The organism is Halomonas sp. MS1 (genome assembly GCF_024182575.1).
Taxonomy (GTDB): domain Bacteria; phylum Pseudomonadota; class Gammaproteobacteria; order Pseudomonadales; family Halomonadaceae; genus Vreelandella.
In genome coordinates this window covers 51,308-68,498 of the sequence record NZ_CP098926.1, presented here as the reverse complement: position 1 = coordinate 68,498, position 17,191 = coordinate 51,308, and the positions used below count along the sequence as shown (strand labels likewise).

General features: G+C 52.1%; 15 protein-coding genes. 8 read left to right on the top strand and 7 right to left on the bottom strand.

What is annotated here, in order from left to right:
- Positions 1-6: 6 nt before the first annotated feature.
- Both NF683_RS00330 and NF683_RS00325 read right to left on the bottom strand, forming a co-directional pair.
- Positions 7-777 carry an ABC transporter ATP-binding protein gene (locus NF683_RS00330; RefSeq protein ID WP_089039399.1) on the bottom strand — a complete coding sequence of 257 codons (771 nt, stop codon included), beginning with the start codon at positions 775-777 and terminating at the stop codon, positions 7-9.
- A gap of 237 nt (positions 778-1,014) precedes the next feature.
- Positions 1,015-1,998: a succinylglutamate desuccinylase gene (locus tag NF683_RS00325; protein ID WP_253920973.1), complete on the bottom strand. Its 984-nt coding sequence runs from the start codon at positions 1,996-1,998 to the stop codon at positions 1,015-1,017.
- A 328-nt stretch (positions 1,999-2,326) separates the two neighbouring features.
- Between NF683_RS00325 and wrbA the strand changes: the two genes are divergently transcribed.
- Positions 2,327-2,926 (top strand): NAD(P)H:quinone oxidoreductase, encoded by a 600-nt coding sequence (gene wrbA, locus NF683_RS00320; protein ID WP_253920972.1) that lies wholly within the window; start codon positions 2,327-2,329, stop codon positions 2,924-2,926.
- Between the two features lie 64 nt (positions 2,927-2,990).
- Here wrbA and NF683_RS00315 read toward each other — a convergent pair whose 3' ends face one another.
- A complete protein-coding gene (locus NF683_RS00315; protein ID WP_253920971.1) occupies positions 2,991-4,064 on the bottom strand; it encodes a tartrate dehydrogenase in 1,074 nt (357 codons plus the stop codon).
- 17 nt (positions 4,065-4,081) lie between these two features.
- Positions 4,082-4,597, bottom strand: coding sequence for a lipocalin family protein (locus tag NF683_RS00310; RefSeq protein ID WP_253921915.1), 516 nt, complete (start codon positions 4,595-4,597; stop codon positions 4,082-4,084).
- A gap of 226 nt (positions 4,598-4,823) precedes the next feature.
- Here NF683_RS00310 and NF683_RS00305 point away from each other — a divergent pair, with 226 nt between their 5' ends.
- Entirely contained in the window at positions 4,824-5,252 is a 429-nt protein-coding gene (locus tag NF683_RS00305) for a secondary thiamine-phosphate synthase enzyme YjbQ (protein ID WP_253920970.1), read from the top strand.
- 51 nt (positions 5,253-5,303) lie between these two features.
- On the top strand, positions 5,304-7,541 hold the full coding sequence (locus NF683_RS00300) for a glycosyltransferase (protein WP_253920969.1): 2,238 nt from the start codon (positions 5,304-5,306) through the stop codon (positions 7,539-7,541).
- Positions 7,542-7,550: 9 nt separating this feature from the next.
- Here the strand turns inward: NF683_RS00300 and NF683_RS00295 are convergent, their stop codons facing one another.
- Positions 7,551-8,246, bottom strand: coding sequence for a TVP38/TMEM64 family protein (locus NF683_RS00295; protein WP_253920968.1), 696 nt, complete (start codon positions 8,244-8,246; stop codon positions 7,551-7,553).
- Between the two features lie 209 nt (positions 8,247-8,455).
- On the opposite strand from NF683_RS00295, the gene NF683_RS00290 reads away from it, so the two are divergent.
- The 3 genes from NF683_RS00290 (at position 8,456) to NF683_RS00280 (ending at position 11,021) form a co-directional block, all read left to right on the top strand.
- Positions 8,456-9,907, top strand: coding sequence for an alanine/glycine:cation symporter family protein (locus tag NF683_RS00290; protein WP_253920967.1), 1,452 nt, complete (start codon positions 8,456-8,458; stop codon positions 9,905-9,907).
- Between the two features lie 181 nt (positions 9,908-10,088).
- The gene (locus NF683_RS00285; RefSeq protein WP_253920966.1) at positions 10,089-10,694 is read left to right on the top strand and encodes an FMN-dependent NADH-azoreductase; all 606 of its coding nucleotides are present in this window, start codon (positions 10,089-10,091) and stop codon (positions 10,692-10,694) included.
- Between the two features lie 27 nt (positions 10,695-10,721).
- The gene (locus NF683_RS00280; RefSeq protein WP_038477012.1) at positions 10,722-11,021 is read left to right on the top strand and encodes an MGMT family protein; all 300 of its coding nucleotides are present in this window, start codon (positions 10,722-10,724) and stop codon (positions 11,019-11,021) included.
- 78 nt (positions 11,022-11,099) lie between these two features.
- Here NF683_RS00280 and NF683_RS00275 read toward each other — a convergent pair whose 3' ends face one another.
- Positions 11,100-12,668: a carbon-nitrogen hydrolase family protein gene (locus NF683_RS00275; protein WP_038477009.1), complete on the bottom strand. Its 1,569-nt coding sequence runs from the start codon at positions 12,666-12,668 to the stop codon at positions 11,100-11,102.
- Positions 12,669-12,710: 42 nt separating this feature from the next.
- Entirely contained in the window at positions 12,711-13,628 is a 918-nt protein-coding gene (locus tag NF683_RS00270; RefSeq protein WP_253920965.1) for a DMT family transporter, read from the bottom strand.
- A gap of 192 nt (positions 13,629-13,820) precedes the next feature.
- Between NF683_RS00270 and NF683_RS00265 the strand changes: the two genes are divergently transcribed.
- The gene (locus NF683_RS00265) at positions 13,821-15,842 is read left to right on the top strand and encodes an NADPH-dependent 2,4-dienoyl-CoA reductase (RefSeq protein ID WP_253920963.1); all 2,022 of its coding nucleotides are present in this window, start codon (positions 13,821-13,823) and stop codon (positions 15,840-15,842) included.
- 151 nt (positions 15,843-15,993) lie between these two features.
- A complete protein-coding gene (locus tag NF683_RS00260) occupies positions 15,994-17,037 on the top strand; it encodes a threonine aldolase family protein (RefSeq protein ID WP_038476998.1) in 1,044 nt (347 codons plus the stop codon).
- The last annotated feature ends 154 nt before the right edge of the window (positions 17,038-17,191 follow it).

The window sequence follows — 17,191 nt, the reverse complement described above, 5'->3', positions numbered from 1 at the left end:
CGCTGATCAATATTTGGGGGCCAGAAATTGCTTTAAGCGCGGTGATTGCGGATTGCCCAGTACATCAGCAGGCGCGCCAGCTTCTTCTACCAAGCCTTGGTGCAGGTAAATCACTTTGCTGGATACATCGCGGGCAAAACTCATCTCGTGAGTGACCACCACCATGGTGCGCCCTTCATCGGCTAAGCCGTGCATTACTTTCAAAACGTCGCCGACCAGTTCTGGGTCAAGCGCCGACGTTGGCTCATCGAACAGCATTACTTCGGGATCCATCGCGAGCGCTCGGGCAATTGCGCCGCGCTGCTGCTGTCCACCCGACATTTGCGCTGGGTAGGCATCAGCGCGTGCGCTTAGCCCAACGCGCTCGAGCAGTGCACGTGCGTGTTCGACAGCTTCTTTTTTGGGTTTTCCCAGGACATGAATAGGTGCTTCGATAATGTTCTCAAGCAATGTCATGTGGGCCCATAGGTTGAAGCTCTGGAAAACCATCGACAGCTTGGCACGCATTTGCACGACTTGTTTCCAATCGGCAGGTTCGCGGCCATGTTTGGTCGTTTTAAAGCGAATCTGCTCGCCATGAACGAACAATTCACCCTCGTCAGGTTGTTCCAAGAGGTTCATACAGCGCAAGAAGGTACTTTTGCCAGACCCCGATGCACCTATCAGAGTGATGACATCACCCTTTTGAGCTTCGAGAGAGAGGCCTTTGAGAACTTCTGTATCGCCAAAGCGCTTTTTTATATTGCGCACTTCAAGGGGGGTAGGCGTATCAGCCATAACAGTGGCTCCAGTACAGGGTTGCCGCTACAGCAACAGGTTTAAAACATGTGCTTGATAGGCGGCTAGCGCGAAAAAAGGGGCGATTCTATCAGGCCTTGTGCGTATTGCGTGCTTTCCTTATGCGATTAATAAGAAAAACGTTTGTTTAATACACATTGATAAGCCTTGAAAAGCCTCTACGTTATTGTTGTTAAAGCATTTTTAACAAATTTTATTGATGTGGTGCGTGACTCGTTAGCTGGCGTGAGTGGGGGCGACTAGCAGTGCTGCCCGTGCGCCAATCTCAACCTTTGCGTTGGGAAATACCACATGTAAAGGCGTGTCCCCAACAATAAAATCACCTGCGACGCTATCTTTGGCGAGACAAGTGCCCGGCTCAAAGCGGCTGAAATTGGGGACATCTTCATCGAAACAGAGACAAAAGTTTTCAGCCTGACGCATTAGCTCATGCTGAACTTGGAAAAACCTCATTGTTTCAGCGGGCTTTTTAGGCGGCTGTTCCCCAGCGCTAAGCGCGCTAATAAGCGTTAACATCGGTGCTAATGCCGCCATATCGTTTTCTCCAAAGGGCGCAACGCGGCCTAATTCGAAAGTGAAGGCTTGGGCAGCATGGTAGTGCTTACTATAGTGAGAAAACGTCCAACTGTGCTGGTGTTGGTGTAGCACTGCTTGCATATCCGCCGCTGCGAGCCATTCCCACTGCTCTGGGTGGATCACGGTGTCTGCGAACGGCTCTACAACGAAGCGAGTATAGAGGCTACCGCGAATAGCCGTGTGTAAATCGTAGTGCAGTTTAGGCAGCGCCTGATGACGATTATAAAAACTGTCTACCGCTGACATTAGCTCGCGAGCCCTATCTGGTTCCTCGCCTGTTTCGGCGAGTTCGCGCTGAAATAAGCGGTTGAGGTTCGTCTTAATAAACCTCTGCTGGGCCTTTAAGGCAGGTAGATTACCTAAAATCACTAGCACGGGAGCACCAATGGTGACCGTACCGGCCTCTATCGCAGATAGCCAGTTACCCAACAGTTCCACGGGGGCTGTTTCGTTACCGTGTATCGCAGCAGAAAACACGCAAGCATGAGCCGCTGGATGAACGGTCGCCGGGGTTATCTCTAAAATCCCCGGTGCATGTAATTGGTAGGTGCCGCTGCCAAAGCGGCCTGACCGCGGAGAAGGGTGTTTGTCATCGAGAGTCCAATCAAGCCATTGGCCAAGCATGAAGTGTTCCTTGAGCAGGGAGCGTCAGCTTTTTGTAATGTTGTACCTTTAACACGCTGAAGCTTAACCACAAGGGGGGACGTCGATAGCATGAAAAACGCAGGTGCGAACATGAAAATTAAGCGCAAAAGTATCCATGCTCATTGTTGTATATGAAAGGGTGCTAATCGATAAAATCGAAGGAGAGCATCGAAAACATTCGCTTTTTTCTACGCTAAGCTGAGCTATTTTATTAACAGATTTTCATAAGCCCGTTTCATAAGACCTTTTCATAAGCTCAAGACGGGCAAGACACAGCGCTACCAGCAAACACTACAAGGAGTGGGTAATGGCAAAGGTATTAGTTCTTTATTATTCCATGTATGGGCATATTGATACGCTAGCTGCCGCGGTGGCAGAGGGCGCTGAAAGCGTTGATGGTGTGGAAGTTACCGTTAAACGTGTGCCTGAGACTATGCCAGAAGAAGCCTTCAAGAACGCTGGCGGTAAGCAGGACTTCACGACGCCAGAAGCGACGCCACAGGAGCTTGCTGGTTACGACGCAATCATTTTTGGCACGCCAACGCGGTTCGGCAATATGGCTGGCCAGATGCGTACCTTCTTAGATCAAACCGGTGGGTTGTGGGCCAAGGGCGCGCTGCGCGGCAAGGTGGCGAGTGTGTTTACCTCTACCGGGACTGGCGGCGGTGATGAAATGACCATTACCTCCACTTGGACAACGTTGGCCCATCACGGCATGGTGATTGTGCCGATTGGCTATGGTATTGAAGAGCAGTTTGATATTTCCAAAGTGAGCGGTGGAACACCTTATGGCGCATCCACGCTTGCCGGCGGCGACGGTTCACGTCAGCCGGATGATCGCGAGCTAAAAATTGCCCATTTCCAAGGTAAGCATGTCGCCGAAATTGCTGCGAAGCTGGTGAGCTAACGCCCGTTTGCCAGCACGCTTGAAACGTAATGCCTCACTGCTTCTTACAGTGAGGCATTTTTGGTTAGCCGCTAATACGTTCAGCAATCGCGTGACCTAGACTTAGCGTATTGCCTAGCCCGCCAATATCTCGTGTGAGTACTTGGCTGTTTCCTTCGCTCAACACGTCTTCAATGGCTTCCACCATCGTATCGGCGGCTTCTTGATAGCCCAGATGCTCTAGCATCATGGCGCCGGACCAGATTTGGCCAATAGGGTTAGCAATACCTTTGCCAGCGATGTCTGGTGCGCTGCCGTGAACCGGTTCAAACAGGCTGGGGAACGTGCCTTCCGGGTTGATATTAGCAGAGGGCGCAATGCCGATAGTGCCGGTGCAGGCGGGGCCAAGGTCTGAAAGAATATCGCCAAACAGGTTACTGCCGACCACCACATCAAACCAATCTGGGTGCAGCACAAAATTAGCGGTCAGAATATCGATGTGGAATTTGTCCACCGCAATGTCGGGATACTGTTTGGCCATTTCGGCTACCCGCTCATCCCAGTAGGGCATGGTGATTGAGATGCCGTTGGACTTGGTGGCCGAGGTGAGCTTTTTACGCGGACGGGTTTGGGCAAGATCAAACGCATACTTCAGAACTCGGTCGACGCCGACGCGGCTCATCACCGTCTCTTGAAGAACAATTTCACGCTCGGTGCCTTCGAACATTTTGCCGCCGACACTTGAATACTCGCCTTCGGTGTTTTCGCGCACTACGTAAAAGTCGATATCGCCTGGCTCGCGACCTGCTAATGGACTTTTGATACCCGGCATCAGTTTGCAGGGGCGTAAGTTGATGTACTGGTCAAACTGGCGACGAAACTGTAACAGCGAGCCCCACAGCGAAATATGGTCGGGCACTTTGTCGGGCCAGCCGACAGCACCGTAAAACAGTGCATCAAAATCCTTGAGCTGCTCGAACCAGTCGTCGGGCAGCATTTTGCCGTGCGCTAGATAGTAGTCACAGCTGCCAAATTCAAATGTTGTGAATGCTAGGTCAATGTTGAAACGCTTTGCGGCAGCTTCCAGGGCGCGAATGCCTTCGGGCATGACTTCGGTGCCAATACCGTCACCAGCGATGACTGCAATGCGGTGGGCCATAGTGGCTCCTTCTGTGGTTAGCGTTCGGGACAGGTATGATCTTGTACGACGTCAATCAATTCATTAGTAGGGAAACTAAGCTCGGCGGCGCGCTGGCGCAGTCGCTCTTCCACCGCGCTTTCCATCACTGGCGTACGCGAGAGAATCCATAGGTAATCGCGGTTCGGGCCTGATACCAGCGCCCACTGATAGTCTTCATCCAGTTCTAAAACGTTATAGCCGCCATAAAAAGGGCCAAAAAAGCTGACTTTTAACCGCCCGATGCTTTCTTCGTCTATAAAGTAGGCGCGGCCTTCAGCGTCATTCCACTCTTGCTCTGTGAGATTGTAGCCCCGGTTGATAACGCGCACGCCGCCATCGTCACGTAGGCTGTAGCTGGCCGTTACGCAGTCTAAGTTTCGCTCAAAGGAGTGATCCAGGCGGGCGATTTCATACCACTGACCTAAATAGCGGTTAAGTTCAAAGCCTGTGACAGGCTCAGTGCCGTCAGGAATGCCGGTGCAGCCCGTTAATACAAGGCTGCTGAGGGCCATAAGCCCAATGATTTTCCCCACTTTCTTGCCTGGTGTTCGTGCGGCAGTGAGCATTACACGCTCCTAATGACTGCATGGGATAATAAGTGTTAAATCTATCAGGATGGCTAAATGAGCGCTATGAAGGGTTTCCTGTGGCATCTCTTTAACCGGCAAGAAGCAGAAATAGGTTATGGTATTTCTGTACCGAATAAGCCCTTACAATACCTACAACAAAGGAGTGTTTATGTGGCATCAACAAGAGATTCACTTACCGGTAATGCCCAGGGGCTTTCATCTAATTACGGATGAGATCGCTAGGGCACTGCCGTGCTTGGCCGAGTGCAGTCAAGGGCTGCTGCACCTGCAGTTAATGCATACTTCTGCCTCACTTACATTAAATGAAAACTCTGATCCTGACGTCCGTCACGACCTGGATGCCTTTATTCGCCGCTTAGTACCTGAAGGACTAAGCTATTTTCGCCACACCCTTGAAGGCCCCGACGATATGCCTGCTCATGTCGCCTCAAGCTTGCTGGGCACTCAACTGACGCTAGCCGTACGTGATGGCCGTTTGGCGCTGGGCACCTGGCAAGGAATATGGATGGGAGAACACCGTGAGCAGGGTGGTTCGCGTCGTTTGTTGGCAACGATAAACGGCCGTGAAGCAAATTGAACATCCGATTTTTTTCTTTTCTAACGACTTCTTTTCAATAAGCGCCTCTACATGCTTCGACGCTCTTTTCGCCTGACTCGTCAGCGCTGGCTGAGACTGCTGTTTGTGCTCAACCTCGCGCTAGTGGCGGGCCTGGTTACTCACCAAATATGGCTCTATGTTGCTGAGCCTGAATTTGAGGCATTGCACACTAGAGAAGTGGCGGATATCCGTGAGCAACTCGCTGGACGAAACACCTACCGTTTTGCGGTGGTAGGTAATATCAATAATTCAGTGAATGTGTTTCAGGATGAAATTATTCCCAGGCTGAACCACAGCGATATTGATTTTATGGTGTCAGCGGGGAACGCGGTGAGTGGGGGGCAGCAGGAGAGTTACAAGGCGATTTACCAAAGCCTAGAGCAGTTAAACGTGCCGTATGTGCTGACGTATGGTGCCCATGAAAACAGTGATTTTGGCAGTTATCTTTTCTATGAATACTTTGGCCCGCATTTTTATTCCTTCGTTGCGGGTAACAGCCATTTTATCTTTTTGGATGGCACGGGGAAGTCGTCTCCCTCATGGCAGCTAGATTGGTTAGAGCGCGAGCTGGCTGCCTCGGAAGCGCAGCATCGGTTTTTGTTCATTGGCTTGCCACTGCATAACGTGATTAGCGATGCGCCCTTATTTGAAGCCGATAATTACCTCAATGATCCACGGTTGAGTGAAGGTATTATGCGCCTGTCGGAGCAGTACGCGGTGGACAGCGTGTTTTCGGCAAACCTGTCGCTTTATTCACACCAAACGGTGAACGGAGTGGATTACGTCACCACGGGTGGTGCTGGCGGCATTTTGATGGATGCAAATGACAGGTTTCATCACTATGTGGTGGTCGAGGTAAATGGCGAAAATGTGACAATAACGCCCGTTCGGCTGAATGTGGATAGTCCAGGCTGGTGGCGTATGCTAAGTAGCGTTGCCTCAACGGTTTATGCGTTTTTTTACGTCAGCTACCCTCGCTTCCTGCTCATTGTCGGAGTGTTGTCACTATTGGCGATGCGCTTGTACCGACTGATTTTTGAAGAGCGCCACTATTACCCAGATTTTGATATCGATCCAACACCGTATCTGGAGAAGCCCCTGCGGGTGGCGATGATATCGAATAACTACTTCCCGTTTGTATCCGGTGTGTCGGTTTCCGTGGAGCGACTTCGTCAAGGGCTTAGCGAGTTAAAACATCAGGTGCAGTTGTTGGTGCCCCGTTATCGAGAAGCGTGGCAAGACGATGATACGATCTTACGTGTACCCACTGTGATGGCCTTTGGTGAAAAGCGTGAGTTCCGTTTGACCAATCCGTTTAGTGCACGTTTTCGCCACTGCCTGCAGCGCTTTAAGCCGGATATTATCCATGTCCATCATCCTTTTTGGCTGGGGTCGATGGGGCTATGGATGGGGCGGCGGCTACGTGTGCCGGTTGTCTATACCTATCACACACGGTTAGAGCATTACGCACACTTTGTGCCGCTTCCTGGGGCTCTGTTTCGTAATTTGATTTCCCATGCGTTGATCAAACACTTCTCTAACCGTTGCCAAGGCGTCATCGTGCCCACCTATTCGGCAGAAGAGTATCTGCGCATGATTGGGGTGAAAACACCGACGCTGATACAGCCTACGGGCATTGATGCGGCGCGATTCGCCGACACGGATAGTGATGCGTTGGAAGAGCTACGCCATCAGCTTTCCATCGACCCAGCCGATACGGTGTTGGTGAGTGTCTCGAGAATTAGCCAAGAAAAAAATATTGGTTTTATGCTGGAGGCATTGGCGGAGTTGAAAAGCCAGGGGGCCCAGTCGTTGCGCTTGTTGTTAATTGGTGATGGCCCAGATCGACAAACCATTCAGCAGCATATAGAAGCGTTGGCGTTGCAGGAGCAGGTGACTTTGGTGGGCGCTGTGCCGCCGGAGGATATGGCACGCTATTACCACTTAGGCGACATCTTTGTGTTTGCATCTACTTCTGAAACTCAAGGCATGGTGGTTTTAGAAGCGATGGCCGCTGGCTTGCCAGTCGTTGCGGTACGCTCTAGTGGTATTGATGACGTAGTGCGTGATGGCTTTAATGGCTATAAAACGCCGCAAAATCGGCAAAAGTGGGGGCAGCGGGTGATGGCGTTAGCCGAGGATAATGCGTTGAGGGTTACCCTGGGCAAGCAGGCAAAAATATTTGCTAGCGACTATGATATCGCTAAGTTTGCTGGGGCGGTCGCGCACTTCTATGCCGAGGTACTGGCCAAGTATTACGCGAAATAGCCCCACACTTCAGGTCGTGTCGTTGTTGTTTTTGCTAGACCGAGAGGTTGCTACGCGCTTTAGCAACCACAGCAGTCCCACGCCAGCGCCAAGACCTATTACCGCCCATACTAATTCTTGATGAGACGCCGCGGTGAATAGTGCGCCCAATTGGCTTCCTAGCAGTATTACCGCCGCGAGCCCAGGCACAATTCCTAAGGTCGAACCGATCATGTAGTCGCGAAAATTAACATGAAACGCGCCGGCCAGCATATTGGTGAGCGTGAAAGGGGCTAAGGGCAACAGGTTGATCACCGTCATGGTGCGAATGCCGCGCCTGGATAAATAGCCGGAAAGCCCACGCAAATGGCGTCCGCCATAGCGCATTAGCGCATCGCGCCCCATCCAATGGCCTACCCAGTAAGACGCTACCGAAGAACTAAGCGTACCCAGCGTGGCATAAGCCAGCCCCCAAAGCGGCCCAAACAGTAGGCCGGTCAATACGACTAGCAGGCTTAACGGAAACATGACCAGTAGCGAGCCGGTATAAACGACTATCACGGCGATAAACATCCAGGGAGCTTGCTTCCATTGACTGATGGTGGACGCTAGCTCGATCAGGTGGGTTTCGGTGAGTAAGCCTTGCTGCTGAAGCCAGCGCCACATGATACCCAGCATGACTACTACAACGATTAGCCCAATGCCTTTGAGTAACGTGCGTGACATCTGTTTCCTCGTCGCTGGTACTAAAAAGCGACAGCATACGTTAGAGGCGTAACCGGATGAAATCATATTCGGCGTTTAAGCGCGGCTAATGAGATCAGTTTAGTTAGTAGTAATGGCTGTCTGATAGGAATTTTTCCATTTTTCTTGCCATTTTGGTGCAGCCGTGAAGAATGAGGCGCCTCCACTGTTATACAAAAGGCGCGTTACCTATGGATTTTACTCTTCCTCTTCTGTTGACGGCGATGGTTGATCGCGGCAACGGACTGCTATGGGGCAGTGTGCTGATCTACCTGCTGATCGGTGCTGGCCTCTACTTCACTATCATGACCCGCGGTATCCAAGTACGTTATTTCGGGCACATGTTCAAACTGCTGCGCAGTTCGCGTCAATCTAACGGCGGTATCTCTTCTTTTCAGGCACTTTCCACCAGTCTGGCGGCACGGGTAGGTACCGGTAACCTAGCTGGTGTGGCGGTAGCGATTTATTTTGGTGGTCCCGGCGCGATCTTTTGGATGTGGATGACCGCCATGGTGGGTATGGCGACCAGTTTTGTGGAGTCTACTCTAGCCCAGGCCTATAAAGTTGATCACGGTGATAACACCTTCCGTGGTGGTCCGGCTCGCTATATTGAACGTGGCCTGGGGCTTCGCTGGTTGGCAGTACTGTTTTCAATCTGCTTGATCATCGCGTTCGGGTTGGCGTTTAACAGCGTACAGGCCAACTCCATCGCCCAGGCCATGGAACAGGCATTTGCCATTCCCACCTGGGCCATGGGGTTAGTCTTGGTGGTAGTGGTTGCTCCCATTATATTTGGCGGCCTGAAGTCGATTGCTAAAGTAGCTGAGTTAGTGGTGCCGCTGATGGCACTCCTGTATTTGCTGTTGGCACTTACAGTGGTGGCGCTCAATATCAGCGATTTGCCCGCTGCCTTTATGACCATTATTAAAAGTGCGTTTGGTTTAGAGCAGGCGGCTGGTGGCGCAATGGGGTATGCCATTTCTCAAGCCATTATGAACGGTATTCAGCGTGGTCTGTTTTCTAACGAGGCGGGTATGGGGTCGGCGCCCAATGCTGCCGCGACCGCCAGTACGCGGCCAGACCATCCCGCTGCACAGGGTTTTATTCAAATGCTGGGGGTGTTCTTAGACACCTTGGTCATTTGCACTGCCACTGCGGCCATTATCATTATGGCTGGGCCTGAGCTGCTGGCTGGCGAAGAAAACAACGGTATTCAGCTTACCCAAATAGCGCTCTCAAGCCATGTGGGTGATTGGGGCGGTATGTTTATTGCCGTGGCGATCTTGCTGTTTGCATTCACCTCGGTGATCGCTAACTACTCTTACGGTGAATCTAATATTGAGTACTTGGCAGGCCGTCGTGCGCCTATTGCGGTGCTGATTTATCGCTTGGCGGTACTCGGCATGGTGATGATAGGCTCGGTTGCGAGCTTAGGTGCTATCTGGAATTTTGCCGATCTTTCCATGGGTATGATGGCAGTGATTAACTTAGTGGCTATTTTACTGCTGTCGCCGATTGCCTTCGCACTGTTCCGTGATTACGACGCTCAATTGAAAGCAGGTCAAGAGCCTGTCTTTGATCCCAGTAAATTCCCTAAATTGGTAAATAAAGTAGATCCTAGCGCGTGGCCAAAGCGGAAATAAACGCTATTTTTTGACGCGATAGACGAAAGCCCCGTTACTGCGAGCACAGCAGAGCGGGGCTTTTTGTTGGTTATAAATTCGATTTTTTCGAATGAGATAGGGGAAACGTTGCGCTTTTTTTAATCGAAAAGCGCCGTAAAATAGTTACCAGAGTTCCCACTAATACGTTAGGAAATTATCCATGACCACACGTGCACTGCTTGTAACTTCTTCTATTTTAGGCGAAAACGGCCAGTCCAATGCGTTAGCCAACCATTTTGAAACCAAAGCGGAAGCCCATGATGTAGTAGTTACTCATCGTGATGTAGTGGCTAACGCGTTACCGCACCTTGCGATTGAAGAGCTCGGTGCATGGCAGACGCCAGCAAACGAGCGCAACGCCGATCAGCAGGCATTAGCAGCTCACTCTGACGAATTGTTGGCAGAGCTGCGGGCGAGTGATGTCCTGGTGCTGGCGGTTCCGCTGTATAATTTAGGTATCCCGTCCCAGTTGAAAGCGTGGTTTGACCGCGTGCTGCGCGCTGGTGAAACCTTCCGCTACACTGAAAATGGCCCGCAGGGTTTGCTTGAAGGTAAGCGTGCGATTATTTTAGCTGCTCGCGGTGGCCAGTACGCAGGGACTGAATTAGACAGCCAAACGCCACATCTTAAAGCCATGCTCGGTTTAATGGGCATTAGCGATGTGGATGTTGTCTTTGCAGAAGGCTTGAATATGGGTGACGCTCAGCGTGATGCTGCGCTAAAAGAAGCGTTCCAAGCGATCGATCAATTGGTCGAAAAACTCTAGTAACACGTTGATTTAAAAGAGGTGGTAATGCCGCGCCCTGAACTGCTCGAACAGATTTATACCATTGTTGATCAGATTCCTGCTGGGCGGGTAACCACCTACGGGCGTATCGCGGCGATGACGGAAGGCGCCACGCCGCGCATGGTTGGCTCGGCGATGCGCCACTTACCAGAAGGGCATCAGCTACCCTGGCATCGCGTCATTGCTGCGTCGCTAACGCTAGCCGACCACGGCGGTGCTGACCGCCAGCATCAGAAATTGCGCGATGAAGGCGTTATGTTTGATAGCAAAGGGCGCGTTCCTGCACATCTTGTCTGGCCTGATTGAGCCAGAAGCGCTGTAAAAATAACGCCGCCCAACTATTGGGTACTATTGAGTGCCAGTTCATTCGGCGGCGTTATTAATTTACTCTTCCAGATTAGCCCCAGACTTCCAGGACCAGTCGCGCCAGCGTAGGTCAAATAGATCTTTGCGGCGGTCTTTCAAGTTGGTTACTGAGCCTTCGGCACGCACAACAGTAAGGCGAGTCAGGTCTAGGTCCGAGAAGAAGATCATTTCGGTGTTAGGCGTGGTTTCCGCCAGCACTGCATCGTGGGGGAAGGCGAAGTCAGACGGTGAAAACACGGCTGATTGGGCATACTGGATATCCAGGTTTTCAATCGAAGGTAGGTTGCCGACGCTGCCACACAGTACTACGTAGCACTCATTTTCAATGGCTCTTGCTTGGGCGCAGTGGCGTACCCGCAGATAGCCGTTTTTGGTATCTGTCCAGAACGGTACAAACAGTATATCCATATCCTGATCGGCTAGCAGACGGCCAAGCTCCGGGAACTCAACGTCGTAGCAAATCAAAATGCCCACGCGACCTGCGTCGGTGTCAAAGACCTGCAGGTTATCACCCCCTTCGATCACCCAGTCGCGGCGTTCTTGGGGGGTGATATGCAGCTTCGACTGCTTTTCGATTTCGCCATCCCGGTGGAACAAATAGGCAATATTGTATAGCCGGTCATCGTCACCGACTTCAATCATTGAGCCACCAACGATGTTGATGTTATACGACACCGCCATCCGCGAAAGCTCGCTTTTAAAACGCTCGGTGAAGCCCGCTAAAAAGCGAATCGCGCCCATTTGATCCTGCTGGGCCGAGCGGTCTTGTAGGCCCATCAGTGGCGCATTGAACAACTCCGGAAATACCGCAAAGTCACTTTGATAATCTGATAATGCGTCAACAAAGTATTCAATTTGTTGAAGGGCTGCTTCCACTGAAGCGAACTCACGCATTTGCCACTGTACCGCACCCACTCGTACCTGAGTTGGGCGGGTATCTAGCACGCTCTCAGCAGGCTCGAACAGGATGTTGTTCCACTCCAAAAGAGTGGCATAGCCGCGAGATTGCTCGTCTTCCGGCAAATATTTACGCAGTAAGCGTTTTACTTGGAAGTCGTTAGCCAATTGGAACGACAAAATCGGGTCGTAGATCTCTTTGCGAGAGACTTTTTCGATGTACTCTGCTGGGGTCAGTTCTTGGGCGTGCTGGTGGTACTCGGGAATGCGCCCACCTGCCAGAATGGCACGCAGGTTGTGCGAGCGGCACAGTTCTTTGCGGGCTTCATATAAACGCCGGCCCAGCCGGTAGCCACGGTAGTCGGGGTGGATCAATACATCCAGCCCGTACATGGCATCGCCATCTTGGTCGTTAAGAATGGTTTCACGATGGCCGATTAGGTCGTCATATTTATGCGGGTTAGAAAACTCGTCGTAATCGACCTGAACCGTTAGCGCAACACCCACCAGCGTACCATCGTCCTCAATGGCAATTTGGCCATCAGGGAATTCCTGAATGAGCTTGTCAATAGTGTGCTTTGGCCACGCACCGCCGATGTCGTGATATACCGCATCCATCAGCGTTTTGAGCTGGTCGTAGTCATCGCTGGTGAGGTTGCGAAGATTAAGGTGCAGTTCTTCTAAGGACATGTTCAGGGGTTCCCGGCCGTCGAATGAAGGTAGCTTATTGTATCATTGCTGTGCGTTGCTCGTTTTATCCGCCGCGATAGTACGCACCAGGGGGCGTGTCAGCGTTTGCGCCATGATGACCCCCGCAAGAATGAGTAGCCCACCCATAAAGTGGAATCCAGCCACTTGCTCGCCTAAAAACGCCATGGCAATCAGGGCGCTAAATAGCGGCATTAAGTTGATAAAGATACTCGACTGGTTCGCGCCGATTTGGCGCACCGCGCGCATCCATAAGAACGTGGTAATGATGGAGGCAGGAATGCCTGCGTAGAGAATTAACCATATATTGTGACTATCTACCGGTGTCATCGGGCCCATTAAATAGGGCGGCAGCAGGAATAAAACCGCAAAGCAGACTTGGGCATAGAGCATGACCCAAGGGGGTAGGTTCATCGCCCAGCGCTTCAGCATTACACCGTAAAGGGCGTAGCAGGTGGCAGCAACCACCATTAATGCGTCACCGGTGGCTACCTGTAGTTGCAGCAGAGACAAAGGGTTGCCTCGCCCAAGCAGTACCGTGACGCCAACGAATGCCAGAACGCCCCCGACAATACCGCCTAAGGTAGGCGGTTCGCGCAAGATCAGTGCGCTTAATAGTACGGTGAGAAGCGGCACCATGGCAGCCAAAATGCCCATATTGGTGGCAGTTGTTGTTTCCGCCGCCATATACGCCAACCCTTGCCACAGCCCCATGCCAAGTAGCCCCAGCAACGCCAGTTTCGGCCAGTGGCGGCGTATTTCATCGCGATGACGTAATGCCGCAGGAAGCACAAACGGTGTCATTACCGCCAGTGCCAGCAACCAACGTAGAAAAGCGATACTGCTGGGCGCAATGGCACCCACTGTCAATTGGTTGATCGTCATATTTCCTGACCAAATCAACACAGTGGCCAGTGGCGGTAAAAAGTAAATCAATGGCATAGCGCGTTCCCTTATCGTTAGCCTGGTAATGTGACGTGCTTTCGCAAGAGGAGCAAGTGCTTTGCCACAAAGGTTGATGGTTTCGCAAGGCGGCTAAAGGGTGACAGATTAAGGGGTGTAAAGGACTGTACGTGAGGCGGTGTATGTCATACGCTTGTTTGAATGTGCTTAATAATATAAAGGAGTACCGTGATGAACCATACGCCCGCTTACCCGCATCTGTTTCGACCACTGACCGTTGGCCATTTAACGCTGCCTAATCGTGTGTTGATGGGCTCAATGCACACCAATTTAGAAGAAGCTCCCAATGGTTTTGAGCGTCTAGCAGCCTTCTATGCTGAGCGGGCTCGTGCGGGTGTCAGCCTGATTGTGACGGGCGGTATTGCTCCTAATGCTGAAGGCGCTGTGTTCCAGGGGGCAAATGCACTTACCGATGAGAGTCAGTTAGCGGAACATAGTGGAGTGGTAGAGGCTGTGCATGAAGCGGGCGGGCACTTGTGCATGCAGATTCTCCATGCCGGGCGCTATGCCTACTCGCCAGAGCTGGTAGCGCCCTCTGCGCTGCAGGCGCCAATCAACCCATTTATGCCTCGGGCACTTTCAGGCGACGACGTTGAGCAGCAGATAGACGACTATGTGCGCTGTGCGCAGCTTGCCCAGCAGGCGGGCTATGACGGTGTTGAGGTGATGGGCTCTGAAGGTTATTTGATCAACCAGTTTATTTGTCGTCGCACCAATCAGCGTGATGATGCGTGGGGCGGTGATTTTGAGCGACGTATTCGCTTCCCAATCGAGATTGTGAAACGCATTCGCGCGGCAGTGGGCGAGCGCTTTTTGATTATCTTTCGCCTATCGATGATTGATCTGGTGGAAGAAGGCAGCACGTGGGAAGAAGTGGTGCAGCTTGGTCAAGCCATTGAAGCCGCAGGCGCGAATGTGATCAACACTGGTATTGGCTGGCACGAAGCCCGAGTGCCCACCATTGTAACCAGCGTGCCTCGGGCAGCGTTTACTGAAGTTACAAAGCGCATTAAAGCAGCACTATCCATCCCGCTGATTACCACCAACCGTATCAATATGCCCGAGGTGGCGGAGCGTGTGTTGGCTGATGGGCATGCGGATATGGTGTCGATGGCACGCCCGTTTTTGGCTGACCCTGAATGGGTGCGTAAAGCCGAGGCGGGCCTTTCAGACGAAATTAATACCTGTATTGCCTGTAACCAAGCCTGCCTAGACCACACCTTTATGGGCAAGCTCACATCATGCTTGGTTAACCCAAGGGCGTGCCATGAAACCGAGCTGACCCTCGAACCCACGCAAACACCCAAGCGAGTAGCGGTTGTCGGCGGCGGTCCCGCGGGGCTTGCCACCGCCGTAGCCGCTGCTAGCCGGGGGCATCACGTGGTGCTGTTTGAGCGACGTAGCGAGTTGGGTGGGCAGTTTAATTACGCCCGTAAAATTCCCGGTAAAGAGGAGTTCAACGAAACGTTGCGCTACTTCCGGGTGATGTTAGAAAAACACGCGGTAGATGTTCGCCTCAATACGGCAGCTACCCTCGACACACTAGCTGAATTTGACGAGGTGGTGATTGCCACCGGCGTTACCCCCCGTGAACTTGCGCTACCAGGGGCCGACCATGCCAGTGTGCTTAGCTACGCTGAAGCGATTGAGCATCCTGAGCGTGTGGGCCAGCGCGTAGCCGTGATTGGCGCTGGTGGTATTGGCTTTGATGTATCAGAGCTGCTCGCTGACCAGGGGCATCCTGAAATGGATGTGGCCGCTTGGTGTGATGAGTGGGGCGTTGATCTTGCCGTGGGCGATCGTGGCGGTCTAAAGCCGCCAATGCCGCCAGCGTCTCCCCGTGACATTATTATGCTTCAGCGCAAAAGCTCTAAGCCAGGTAAGAACCTAGGCAAAACCTCGGGTTGGGTACATCGTGCATCACTAAAACAGCGGGGAGTTAAAACCCTGACTGGCTGCGAGTATTTGAAAATCGATGATGTCGGTCTTCACATTCGCCGCGATGGCGAGGAGCAGGTGCTGGCGGTGGACACTGTCGTGGTATGCGCCGGGCAGGAGTCGGTTCGCGAGCTTATCGCGCCCTTAAGCCAGGCGGGAGCATGCTTTCATGTGATTGGCGGTGCCGATGAAGCTGCGGAGCTAGACGCTAAACGAGCCATCGATCAAGGCACACGTCTTGCCGCTTCGCTGTAGCAATAGGGCTAAGCGAGTTAGGCGGGTGACGTAAGCGTTGCAATGGCGATAGACTGGTCGATCAAGGTAGCTGTTAACCGCAGTTAACAAATTAAGGCGCGAGTGGCACCCAGCTCGCGCTGTAAGATCGTCAGATAAAAGGACTATCGTCATGACCTCGGAGTGTACCCCACGATTTTTAGCCAGTGACAACACCTCAGGTATCTGCCCAGAGGCTATGGAATACCTGCTTGAAGCCAATCAAGCTGATGATTTGGCCTACGGCAATGACCGTTGGACTGCCCGTGCCGCAGATCGTTTTCGTGAAATGTTTGACTACGATTGCGATGTTTTTTTTGTGTTTAACGGTACTGCGGCAAACTCACTGGCACTTTCTGCAATGGGGCGCAGCTACCACAGCGTTATTTGTCATGAATTGGCCCACATTGAAACCGACGAGTGTGGTGGCCCTGAGTTCTTTTCTAACGGCGCGAAGCTGCTGACCTCGCCAGGGGCTAACGGCAAACTAACGCCCCAGGGCATTGAAGCGCTGGTTACCAAGCGTAGTGATATTCACTATCCCAAGCCTAAAGTAGTGTCGCTTACCCAAGCGACAGAAGTTGGCACGGTTTACTCTCGGGAAGAGTTACTGGCAATACGCGCTATGGCAGACAAGCACGATTTACGTTTGCATATGGACGGCGCGCGGTTCGCCAATGCCTGCGCTGGCCTTAACGCAAGCCCCGCCGAGCTAACGTGGCAGGTAGGCGTCGATGCGTTGTGTTTTTCAGGAACCAAGAACGGGCTAGCGTTTGGTGAGGCGATCCTGTTTTTCAACCGTGATTTGGCTGAGGATTTTTCCTACCGCTGCAAACAGGCAGGTCAACTGGCTTCGAAAATGCGCTACGTTTCTGCCCCATGGCTAGGGCTGTTGGAAAGCGGTGCGTGGTTAACCAACGCTGAGCATGCCAATGCCATGGCACGTTATTTATCCGAAGGGCTGCAAGCACTTCCTGGCGTTTCACTGATGTTTCCAACCCAGGCGAATAGTGTTTTCGTTGAATTTCCTCCTCATGCTATCGAGGCGTTGAAAGCCAAAGGTTGGACCTTCTATACCTTTATTGGAGCGGGTGGTGCGCGTTTTGTATGCGCTTGGAACACTACCGTTGAATTGCTGGATCAACTATTGGCAGATGTAAAAGAAGTGCTGGGATAATACTGCCTAAACTGTGCCTTCTAGACACGTTGTTGCCCGCCATTGCGCCGCCTTTCAGGCGGCGCTGTGCGTTCTGAACACTGTTTTTAGGGGCATCGCACATTCAACGCAACTTAATCTCTCCTACCGTGCTCAAATTATTAAACATTGTGCG